An 11,488-nucleotide genomic window follows, 5' to 3' on the forward strand; every position below is an offset into this window, starting at 1 on the left:
TCGGCGGCCAAGAGTGCTAAAGCGAGGTGAGCGATGAATCTAGAACTCAATGAGCGGCGACGACGGGTGCTTAAGGCGGTTATCCAACAATATATCGATACGGCAACGCCTGTCGCCTCGCAAGATCTTGCGCGGAGTTTAGGGGTTAGCTCAGCAACTGTTCGCAACGAAATGGCAGCCTTAGAAGATGCTGGCCTTTTGACCCATTTGCACACGTCGGCTGGGCGCTTGCCCACCGATGCTGGCTATCGCTTCTTTGTCGAAAATTTGATGGATCGGGCGGCGCTTTCCACCCAAGAACAGCGCATGATCCAACATCAGTTCTATCAAATCCGCTCGGAATTGAACCAATGGATTCATTTGGCAGCAGCGGTTTTGGCTCGAACTGCCCAAACCGCAGCCGTGGTTACCCCGCCGCGTGCCTATGAAAGTCGCTTTAAACATATTGAATTGATCGCGATCAACGATGCTTTGGTGTTGATGGTTTTGGTGTTGCACGAAGGCTCGGTTAAGCAACAAACGCTGCCCGCCGACCCCAACACCACCCAAGAGCAGCTTAGCAGAATCGCTGGCCGGATTAATGAGCTTTGTCATGAAGCTTCGGCCAGGGTGATTACGGCCCTCGCGCTAACGCAGCCTGTGGCTCAGCCACCGCTCAGCAGTTTTGAAGTGCTGGTGATCGAGAGCGTGGCGCGGGCAATGCAACAATTCGAGGAGCATGTCAACGAATTAATTCATCACGATGGCTTGCTCGAAATGCTGCATCAGCCAGAGTTTGGCCAGGTGACGCGGGTGCGCGAGGTGCTTTCGATTCTCGAAGGCGGCACGATGCTCGAATCGCTCATTCCCCAAGCGTTGGCCTCCGATGGCGTGCAGGTAATTATTGGCGGCGAGCATAGCCGCGATGAGTTGCGCGATTATAGCGTGATTCTTTCGCGCTACGGAGTCAACGGCGATGTTGCTGGGGTGGTTGGGGTTTTAGGGCCGCGCCGCATGGCCTATCCGCGCTCAATTTCCAGCGTGCGCTATATCGCTGGGGTCATGAGCGATCTGATGGGCGATTTATACGGCGAACGCAAAATAGAACCAACAGAATAGTCGCATGACTAGGCTGAATTAATACTGTTTGATCTTTACGGAGGTATGGAGTTCTCATGACGGAAGAAGTGCAAGCACAATCAACTGACGATACCAATCCTCAAGGCGATCCAGAAAGCCTGAACGAACGGATCGCCACGCTCGAACGCGAAGTTGAAGAACATAAAACCAACTGGATGCGCGCAATTGCTGATTTCAAAAATTACAAACGCCGCACCGAAAGCGAACGCGAGGAGTTGATTCGCAATGCTAGCGCTGGTTTGATGTTGAAATTGCTTCCAGTGCTCGACGACCTGCTCTTGGCGATGGGCCAAATTCCTGCTGAAATTGAAAACAATCAGTGGATTGGCGGCGTTAAACAAGTACAACGTAAATTTGAAACGGTGCTTGAGGGCGCTGGCCTGCAACCAATTCCCGCCGTTGATGAAGAATTCGACCCCAATGTTCACGAAGCAATTATGTTTGAAGAAGGCGACGAAGCCCAATCCAACAAAGTCGTGGCCGAATTACGCCGCGGCTACAAGCTCGGCGAACGGGTCTTGCGTCCAACGGTCGTCAAAGTCGGCAAGTAGGAGCACCTAGGCAAAGCATCGTTTAAGTGGCATCGCTGCCGTTTGTGGCTGTCGCTTAGCGATGCTTTGTCGCTGTCTGTGGAGCAATAACTATATGGGTAAAGTGATCGGTATTGACCTTGGAACAACCAATTCAGTGGTTGCGGTCATGGAAGGTGGCGAGGCGGTGGTGATTCCCAACGCCGAAGGCGCACGCACCACGCCTTCAATTGTCGCCTTGAGCAAAAACGGTGAACGCACGGTTGGCTTGGTGGCCAAGCGCCAATCGGTCACCAATCCCGAAAATACAATTTATTCGGTCAAACGCTTTATTGGCCGTAAATTAGATCATCCTAGCGTTCAACGCGACAAGGATCTGATTCCCTATCGCATGACCAGCGCGCCCAATGGCGATGCACGGGTCTTGATGGGCGGTCGCGATTATTCGCCCCAAGAAGTTTCGGCCATGATTTTGCAAAAGCTCAAAGCAGATGCTGAAGCCTATTTGGGCGAGCCTGTCACCCAAGCAGTCATTACGGTTCCAGCCTATTTTGATGATTCGCAGCGCCAAGCGACCAAAGATGCTGGCAAAATTGCTGGCCTCGAAGTATTGCGCATCATCAACGAGCCAACCGCTAGCGCCTTGGCCTATGGCTTGGATCGCAACACCAACGAATTAATTGTCGTCTATGACCTTGGTGGCGGCACCTTCGACGTTTCAATTTTGGAGCTTGGCGATGGGGTGTTCGAGGTTCGGGCAACCAACGGCGATACCCACCTCGGCGGCGATGATTTCGATCAAAAGATTATCGATTGGCTGGCAAGCGAGTTTCAGCGCGAAAATAATATCGATTTGCGCAGCGACCGTATGGCCTTGCAACGCTTGAAAGAAGCTGCCGAAAAGGCCAAACAAGAGCTTTCGAGCGTGTTGCAAACCGATATTTCGCTGCCATTTATCAGTGCCGATGCCAGCGGCCCCAAACACTTGAACACGACCTTGACCCGCGCCAAACTTGAGCAGTTGACTGGCGATTTGGTCGAACGCACGCTCAAGCCAATCAAACTTGCCTTGCAAGATGCTGGTTTGAAGGCCAGCGAAGTTGATGAAGTGATTTTGGTTGGTGGCCAAACCCGGATGCCAGCTGTGCAAGCTGCCGTCAAAAAATTCTTTGGCAAAGACCCACACAAGGGCGTGAATCCTGATGAAGTGGTGGCGATTGGCGCGGCAATTCAGGCTGGTGTGCTTTCGGGCGATGTGACCGATGTGCTCTTGCTTGACGTAACGCCATTGACCTTGGGCATCGAAACCTATGGCGGCGTGATGACACCATTAATTGATCGCAACACGACGATTCCGACCAAGCGCTCGCAAATTTTCTCAACCGCGAGCGACAACCAAAATAGCGTCGAAATTCATGTGTTGCAAGGTGAGCGCGCCGAAGCCCGGCATAATAAATCATTGGCCCGCTTTACCCTCGATGGCATTCCTGCCGCGCCGCGTGGCGTGCCGCAAATTGAAGTTATTTTTGATATTGATGCCAACGGGATTGTCAACGTCAGCGCGACCGATAAAGCAACCAATAAAGAGCAAAAAATCACGATCACGCCATCGTCGGGCTTGAACGATGAAGAAATTGCCTCGATGATTCGTGATGCTGAAGATCACGCCGATAGTGATGCACGCCGCCGTGATCAAATTGCAACCCGCAATAAAGCAGATGGCGTAATCTACGCCGCCGATCGCATGCTGCGCGAAGCAGATGAGAATGTTGATTACACAGCGCGCAACACGGTCGAAGATCGAATTGCGGCCCTGCGGGCGGTGCTTGATGGCGACGATATGGAAACGATCAACAATCGTACTGCTGAATTGAGCGTAGCAATGCAACGGCTCAAGCCAGCGCCCGATTTTGGCATCGAGCCAGAAGCCCCCAGCCAAGAACAAGGCAATGCCGACGAAGTGGAACTCTAACGAAATTATGAATTATGAAGGATGAGGGATGAAAAGGGAGGATGAGCGATAAGGAACACTATTAACTGATTTGAATAAGTTTTTTAATCTAGCAAAAATGTGAATGATGGGGATGTTCATAATTCATCCCTCATCCTTCATCCTTCTACAAGATTAACCAAGGTATGAAGCTTTGAGGGTTTCATAATTCATCCCTCGTCCTTCATCCTTCTACATAAGGGATATGTATGGCAACCGAGGCAAAACGCGACTACTACGAGGTACTAGGTGTGGGCAAAAGTGCCTCACCTGACGAGATCAAAAAGGCCTACCGCAAGTTGGCCATGCAATATCACCCCGACCGCAACCCAGGCAATGCAGAAGCCGAAAACAAATTTAAAGAGGCAACTGAAGCCTACGAAGTGCTTTCGAACGATCAAAAGCGCCGCATGTACGACCAATTTGGCCATGCTGGCAGCAGCGGCCAAGGCTTCGACCCATTTTCGGGCTTTGGTGGCGCTGGCGGTGATCCATTCAGCACCATTTTCGATGCCTTCTTTGGCCAAGGTGCGCGCGGCGGCAGCCGTGGTGGGGCACGTCAAGGTGCCGATTTACGCGCCGATTTAGTGATTAGCTTTGAAGAAGCGATTTTTGGCACCGAAAAAGAGATCGATTATCGGCGGCTTGAATCGTGTACAACCTGTGGCGGTAACGGTGCTGAACCTGGCACCGAGCCAACGCGCTGCCCCAAATGCCAAGGTTCAGGCGAGATGCGCGTGCGAACCTTCCTGAATATGGTCACCGTAACCACCTGTGATCAATGTTCTGGGCGCGGCGTAATCATTCCGATTCCTTGTAAAACCTGTCGTGGCGAAGGCCGGATTCGCGAAACCGTCAAGCGCAAATTGACGGTGCCTGCTGGGGTTGATGATGGCATGCGGATTCGGATTGGTGGCGCTGGCGATAGCGGGCCAAGCGGTGGCTCGGCTGGCGACTTGTATGTTAATTTACGTGTCCAATCCCACGATTTCTTTGTGCGCGAAGAGAACAATATTCTGTTGCAACTGCCGATTAATATTGTGCAAGCAGCCTTGGGAGCGCAATTGAATGTGCCAACCGTTGATGGCGATGAGCCGCTGAACGTCCCAGCAGGTACGCAGGATGGCACAGTCTTTACCTTGCGTGGCAAAGGCGTGCCCTACATTGATTCATCGGGACGCAACTTAGGTCGCCGTGGCGATCAAATGGTCGTAGTAAAAGTGCGGGTACCAACCAAGCTTAATGACGACCAGCGCGAACTGTTCCAGAAACTGGGCGAGACCATGGGCATGGATCATTTCGAGCAAAAAGAACGTGGCTTCTGGAGCAAAATCTTCGGCAATTAAGCTCAATGGGCTAAAGGGTAGGGTTTGCTAACTAGCTACCTACCCTTTGCCACCATAGTTTAACCGTTTTTTCACCCCTCACTACCCCTCGTGATTAAATTCGTGGTAAAAAAGTACATTTTGCCTCTTGTAAATCGTCGATACTTTTGGTACAATAGCTACGTTGACATGGTTTGGTTCCTCACATTACCTCGGACTGAGTGGATATGCAATCTCTTCCCTGAGCTTCGTGACTCCAACCTGAAACAATTGGAATCCCTTACCATAGTTGGAGAAACAAGCTAATGAGCTTTACCGACAAGACGTTGAACTGCCGCGATTGTGGCAACGAGTTCGTATTTACCGCTGGCGAACAAGAATTTTATGCTCAAAAAGGCTTTGACAACGAGCCAACTCGCTGTTCAAACTGCCGCCAAGCCCGCAAACAAAATCGCGGTGGCGGTGGCTACGAAAGCTCAAGCCGTGGCGGCGGTGGTGGCTATAGCCGCAGCAGCTATGGCTCAGACCGTGGTGGTTACAGCTCAGATCGTGGTGGCTTCAGCTCAGATCGCGGTCAACGCGAAATGCACACCACCACCTGTTCATCATGTGGCGGCCCTGCACAAGTGCCATTCGTACCACGTGGCGACAAGCCAGTTTACTGCCGCGATTGTTTCCAAAGCCAACAATCATCATCACGCTCGAACCGCTGGTAAGAACCCTGGGGAATCAATCCTCACTCTTATAAGCAAAGCCTGGACTCTTCCGAGTCCAGGCTTTTTGCTGGCTTCAAGCTTAGGCACTAGTTCTTTAGTACGGATAACGACGTAGTACTAGTGCTATCCTCAACTAGCTGCGTTATACTATAGCCCAATAGTATCAGGCACTTTGCGCTTGACTTGCTGCTTGCCACCGGCGATCAGTGAGCTTGCTGCAACCTCTTGCACTGAGGGTTTTGGCATGCGTCGAGTTTGGTGGGGCTTTGCTTGCTTAACGCTGATCGTCGTTAGTACTGCTTTAATCTGGTGGTTGACAACCCCAATTGAAACAAGTTTAGAACGTGCCCAACGCACTGGCATGATCCGCATTGGCTATGCTCCCGAAGCTCCGTTTGCCTATCGCACTGCCAGTGGCGAGCTGGACGGCGAGGCAGTTGTGGTTATCAGCTGGGTTATGCAACGCTTAGGTATCTCGCAGCTTGAATGGGTTCAGACCGAATGGGCCGATTTAATACCTGGCTTGCAGGCTGGCAAGTTTGATCTGATTGCTAGTGGCATGTTTATTACCTGCGAACGTGCCCAGCAGTTGGCCTTTAGTCAGCCAACTTTTGCCCTTAGCCACGCAATCTTGGTGAAGCTTGATAATCCGCTACAAATTCAGAGTTTTAACGATTTTCGGCGGCCTGATCGGCGTTTGGCGGTGATGCGCGGCGCTGAGGAAGCGACAATTGCTCAAGCGCTTGGGATTGATCCTCAGCAATTATTATTTGTGCCCGATGTGCAAACTGGTTTGGCGGCGGTGCTCGCAGGGCGGGCTGATGGCCTAGCCTTAACCGAGCTTAGCGTCGATCTCTTAGTTCAGCAAGCGCCGGATTTGGTTGAACGCGCTCAGCCATTTGTGCCGCCAATTATCGATGGCAATCTGAGTATTGGCTATGGTGCGTTTGCGATGCGCCCTGCTGATACCCATTTGCGGATCGCAATCGATCAGCAGTTGCTTGGATTTATTGGTAGCGACGAACATTATGCGTTGATTGCGCCGTTTGGGTTTTCGCGCGAACACTTGCCCAATCGTTCAACTGCCAGTATTCTCCAGTCGTGCGAGCATGGCTCATGAAGGTTGTGGCTTGGCTGCGACGTAAAGAATTACGTCCATTAATTGCCTTATTGAGCGTGGCATTCGTCTCGGTTGGCCTGTTGCAGGCCAATTATTACCAAATGCGCGCGATGATTCAAACCCAAATTACTGCATTTAATGGCTTGACTCAAGCTCGCTTGAATATGCAACGCGGCTATTTGATTGCCGAGCAAGTGCTGAATGGCAACCAAACCTTATTGGCTCAGGATGCAATCGCCTATCTTGATTGGGCGATTCTAGCGGTTGATGATTGGCAGCAAGGCCAAAATCCGGTTGCGGTGTTTGATCAATTGCTGCCGCCCGCGCCACCCATGGCCCAAGCGCTTAGCCAATATCGCCAAGATTTGGGCGATTTTCGCAGCTTGTTATTGGAACACCTTAATCGTCCTCAAAATCAGGCTCAAACCACGATTGATCGACGGATTGCCTTCTCGCAACTTGAGTTAGAAGCAGAACAGTTGGAAAATCGGCTGTACCTTGATTTGGAAATAGCGATTAAACGCCAATCGGAACGCTATTCGCTGATTTTAGTTGGTTGGTCGATCTTTTTGATTATGATTGCTGGCCTCGTCTATCGGCTGGCAAGTTTACAGCGTTTAGCAGTTGCCCAATTAAGCGCTAGCGAAAATCAGTTTCGGGCTCAATATGCTGGGATTCCGATTCCAACCTATACATGGCGCTGTGTTGATAATGATTTTATGCTCGAAACCTATAATGATGCAGCGATTTCTATCACTCAAGGTACAATCACTCAATTGATCAATCAATCAGCTAAGCTTTTCTACCAGCATGATTCGGAAATTCTCGATCATTTTCAGCGTTGCTATCAGACAAAAAAGACTATTCATCAAGAGTTGCGCTATCAATTTAAATTTAGCGATCAATTCAGAGATTTATATGTAAGCTATGTTTTTATTGAGCCAGATTTGATCATGGTGCATACAGAAGATCGAACTGATCGTAATCAATTACAAATGCAATTGATTCGTGCTCAGAAAATGGAAAGTATTGGGCGTTTAGCTGGTGGTGTAGCTCATGATTTTAATAATTTGCTAACAGCAATTAGTGGTTATACAACCCTTGCGATCGATAGTTTTCAACATGGCTTGCCTGTGCTCGAAGAGCTAGCTGAAATTCAGCATGCAACCAATCGTGCTGCCTTGCTCACAAGTCAATTATTAACGTTTGCCCGCAAGCAACAGCTCCAACCAAAAATCATTAATCTCAACGATTTAATTATTGCCATGGAGAAATTAATTAAGCGTGTCTTACCTGAATCAATTCATTGGAAAACTGTGCTTAATCCTGCCATTGATGTTGTTGTGGCTGATGCAGGCCAAATTGAGCAAGTGCTTTTAAATCTTGTGGTGAATGCGCGCGATGCGATGCCCAATGGTGGGCATTTGTTGGTTGAAACCTATAATCTGGTGGTTGATGCAGCCTATGCGCGCAGCCATGTTGATGTGCCGATTGGTCAGTATGTGGTGTTTGCGGTAAGCGATACTGGGATTGGGATGAGCCAGGCAGTCCAGAGCCGAGCCTTTGAGCCATTTTTTACCACCAAAAGCGATCATGAAGGCACTGGGTTGGGCTTGGCAACCAGTTATGGCATTATCAAACAGCATGGCGGCCAGATTAGTTTGTATAGTGAAGTTGATCGTGGCACAACGATCAAAATCTATTTGCCGCGTTCGGAGCAACTGCCCGCCATTGAGTCGCCCCATTTTAGCCAAAACCTGCCCCGAGGCAACGAAACCATCTTGGTCAGCGAGGACGAGCCACAGGTGCGCGCTGTCTTGGTGCGCATGCTGCAAGGCTTAGGCTATCGTGTGCTGGAAGCAGCTCACGGCTCGGCTGCCTTGGAAGTCTTGCAGGCTCACGCTACAGGCACGATTAAGTTGTTGATCAGTGATCTGGTTATGCCCCAGATGGGTGGTTTTGAGCTAGGCCAGCTGGTGAGCGAGCTTGATCCAAGCCTCAAAATTTTGTTTATTTCAGGCTATTCTGAACATAGTTTGGCCCAACAACAGCAATTTACGCAGCAACCATTGTTGCTCAGCAAGCCGTTTTCATTGGCAACCTTAGCGCAAACTGTGCGCAATATCTTGGATGCTTAGATATCTCGTCGTTCGCCACCCTTCCGTCCCTCCGCCGGAGGGAAACGCCGGGGGTTTTCATCCCCCAGCACCCCCTAATAGTTGCTTGTTGGATTGTTGTTATGGTTCCAATTCCCAAACTTTGTGTGCTTTGCATGCAAAAAAACACTCTGCACCTCTGCGTTAAGCGTTTAGGTTTCATTGGCAACTTTGGCCCAAACTGTGCGCAATATCTTGGATGCTTAGATATCTCATCGTTCGCCACCCTTCCGTCCCTCCGCCGGAGGGAAACGCCGGGGGTTTTCATCCCCCAGCACCCCCTAATAGTTGCTTGTTGGATTATTGTTATGGTTCCAATTCCCAAACTTTGTGTGCTTCGCGTGCAAAAAAATACCCTGCACCTCTGCGTTAAGCGTTTAGGTTTCATTGGCAACCTTGGCCCAATGGTACGCACAGTGCTGGATGCTTAGATAGCTCATCGTTCGCCACCCTTCCGTCCCTCCGCCGGAGGGAAACGCCGGGGGTTTTCATCCCCCAGCACCCCCTAATAGTTGCTTGTTGGATTGTTGTTATGGTTCCAATTCCCAAACTTTGTCTTCTTCTGGTTTAAACATGGACTCTGCAACTCAAACATTGGCAACTAGCCCAGCACAAGGTATGCTTAGCAATGAGCAATTTTAGTGGTGTGGTGTGATGAAAAAATATGAATTAATTTTGTTTGATTTTGATGGCACGTTGGCTGATTCGATTCCCTGGTTGGTCAAAGCGATCAACGGGGTAGCCGAAAAATATAAATTTCGCCAACTTACGCTGAAGGAATTTACTGAATTGCGGGGCCGCAGCCCGCATGAGGTCATGAAGTATATGCAGGTGGCTTGGTGGAAAGTGCCATTAATCGCCCGCCATATGCGCCAGCTGGCGGCCCAGAATATTCGTCAGATTCAGCTGTTTGAGGGCATGGACATCATTTTGGCTCAGCTGAGTGCCGCCGATGTGCGGTTGGGCGTGGTCAGCAGCAATAGCGAAGAGAATGTGCGCCATGTGCTCGGCGATGCCTTGGCGAATGTAGTTGAGTTTTATGAATGTAGTGTGCCGATTTTGCGCAAACGAGCACGTTTTGAGCGGATTGTGCGCAAAGCCAACCTTGAGCGCGAAAAAATTCTGTGTGTTGGCGACGAAATTCGCGATGCAGAGGCGGCTAAGCAAGCGCAATTGGCTTTTGGCGCGGTTGGCTGGGGCATGAGCCGCATCCAAGATTTTGCACCGTATGCACCACGCGAGGTTTTTTTTCAAGTTTCCGATATTGCTACCCGCTTGATCGATTAAATTGCCCAGCAACAAACCTGAATTTTAGGGTTTTTGGGGGTACAATAGATGAAGTTCCGTACTGAACGGTATTGATTGTGTTTTGGAGGAAGCTCGATGAGCCTCGGTTCTCTAACATTTAAGCTTGGTGGCGATCTCGAAATTCGGCGGTTGGGCTATGGTGCGATGCGCATCACTGGCGATGGAATTTGGGGCGAGCCAAGCGACCCCGAACAAGCGAAGGCTGTCTTGCGTCGCGCTGCCGAACTTGGGGTTAATTTTATTGATACCGCTGATTCGTATGGCCCCGATGTGAGCGAACGCTTGATCGGCGAAGCCTTGCATCCGTATGCATCAGACATGGTGATTGCAACCAAAGGTGGTTTGTTGCGCGGCGGCCCAAACATTTGGTATTCCAATGGGCGGCCTGAACACTTGCGGATTTCGCTTGAAAAAAGCTTGCGCCAATTGAAACTCGAACGCATCGATCTCTATCAATTGCACCGCATCGATGCTCAAGTGCCTTTGGAAGAATCGTTGGGCGCGTTGAGCGATTTGCGCAACGAAGGCAAAATTCGGCATATTGGCTTGAGCGAAGTTAACAATGAACAACTGGCCCAAGCTCAAAAAGTTGTGCCAATCGTTTCGGTGCAAAATCGCTATAGCATTGGCGACCACGAATGGGAAAGCATGGTCGATGCCTGCGAAGCCCAACAAATTGCCTTTATTCCGTGGTTTCCCTTGGCTGCTGGCAAACTAACTGCGCCTGGCGGCACGCTTGATCAGATTGCCAAGAAACATGAAGCCACAGTTGGCCAAATTGCCTTGGCTTGGTTGCTCAAACGCTCCCCAGTGATTTTGCCAATTCCTGGCACCTCGAAAATCAAGCACCTCGAAGAAAATCTGGGCGCTGAAAAAATTGCCTTGAGCGATGAGGATTTCCAAACCTTGCGCGAATTGCAAGCATAAGTTAAAGGTCAAAGGTCAGAAATCAAAAAGCAAAAGGGATTAGGCTATGGAGGATGTATTCCATCAAGCCTAATCCCTTTTTAAAAGTCAGAAGGCAGAAATCAAAAGTCAAAAAGCAAAATAGAGTACGCATTTAACGCAGAGGCGCAGAGCTTCAAAAATATGAAGGATGAGGAATAAAGGATGAAATGCACGGCAGAGGGAATGAGAAAATTTCGCGACCTTCGCGCTCTTCGCGGTTTCTCAGCTTCGTATCCTTCGTGGATTAAATTAAAAAAGGGTAGCAATGCTACCCAA

9 protein-coding genes are annotated in these 11,488 nt (G+C 50.0%); all 9 read left to right on the plus strand.

The genetic code is table 11. From position 1 onward, the window contains the following. Positions 1-33 precede the first annotated feature (33 nt). The 9 genes from hrcA to SE18_RS00140 all read left to right on the plus strand — a co-directional run bounded on the left by hrcA (position 34) and on the right by SE18_RS00140 (position 11,191). Positions 34-1,098 (plus strand): heat-inducible transcriptional repressor HrcA, encoded by a 1,065-nt coding sequence (gene hrcA / locus SE18_RS00100; RefSeq protein ID WP_054532379.1) that lies wholly within the window; start codon positions 34-36, stop codon positions 1,096-1,098. Positions 1,099-1,154: 56 nt separating this feature from the next. Continuing rightward, a complete protein-coding gene (locus SE18_RS00105; RefSeq protein ID WP_054532380.1) occupies positions 1,155-1,670 on the plus strand; it encodes a nucleotide exchange factor GrpE in 516 nt (171 codons plus the stop codon). Between the two features lie 94 nt (positions 1,671-1,764). Then, a complete protein-coding gene (dnaK, locus tag SE18_RS00110; RefSeq protein ID WP_054532381.1) occupies positions 1,765-3,621 on the plus strand; it encodes a molecular chaperone DnaK in 1,857 nt (618 codons plus the stop codon). A 227-nt stretch (positions 3,622-3,848) separates the two neighbouring features. Further along, positions 3,849-4,985: a molecular chaperone DnaJ gene (dnaJ, locus tag SE18_RS00115; protein WP_054532382.1), complete on the plus strand. Its 1,137-nt coding sequence runs from the start codon at positions 3,849-3,851 to the stop codon at positions 4,983-4,985. 284 nt (positions 4,986-5,269) lie between these two features. Further along, on the plus strand, positions 5,270-5,680 hold the full coding sequence (locus SE18_RS00120; protein WP_054532383.1) for a zinc-ribbon domain containing protein: 411 nt from the start codon (positions 5,270-5,272) through the stop codon (positions 5,678-5,680). Positions 5,681-5,924: 244 nt separating this feature from the next. Further along, positions 5,925-6,800 (plus strand): ectoine/hydroxyectoine ABC transporter substrate-binding protein EhuB, encoded by an 876-nt coding sequence (ehuB, locus tag SE18_RS00125; RefSeq protein WP_054532384.1) that lies wholly within the window; start codon positions 5,925-5,927, stop codon positions 6,798-6,800. Continuing rightward, positions 6,797-8,938, plus strand: a complete 2,142-nt coding sequence (locus SE18_RS00130) for an ATP-binding protein (protein WP_054532385.1) — start codon at positions 6,797-6,799, stop codon at positions 8,936-8,938. Before ehuB ends, SE18_RS00130 begins: the two co-directional genes overlap by 4 nt. Before the next feature lie 672 nt (positions 8,939-9,610). Next, positions 9,611-10,243 (plus strand): HAD-IA family hydrolase, encoded by a 633-nt coding sequence (locus tag SE18_RS00135; RefSeq protein WP_054532386.1) that lies wholly within the window; start codon positions 9,611-9,613, stop codon positions 10,241-10,243. Between the two features lie 96 nt (positions 10,244-10,339). Further along, positions 10,340-11,191, plus strand: a complete 852-nt coding sequence (locus tag SE18_RS00140) for an aldo/keto reductase (RefSeq protein ID WP_054532387.1) — start codon at positions 10,340-10,342, stop codon at positions 11,189-11,191. Positions 11,192-11,488 lie beyond the last annotated feature (297 nt).

The organism is Herpetosiphon geysericola (assembly GCF_001306135.1).
Taxonomy (GTDB): domain Bacteria; phylum Chloroflexota; class Chloroflexia; order Chloroflexales; family Herpetosiphonaceae; genus Herpetosiphon; species Herpetosiphon geysericola.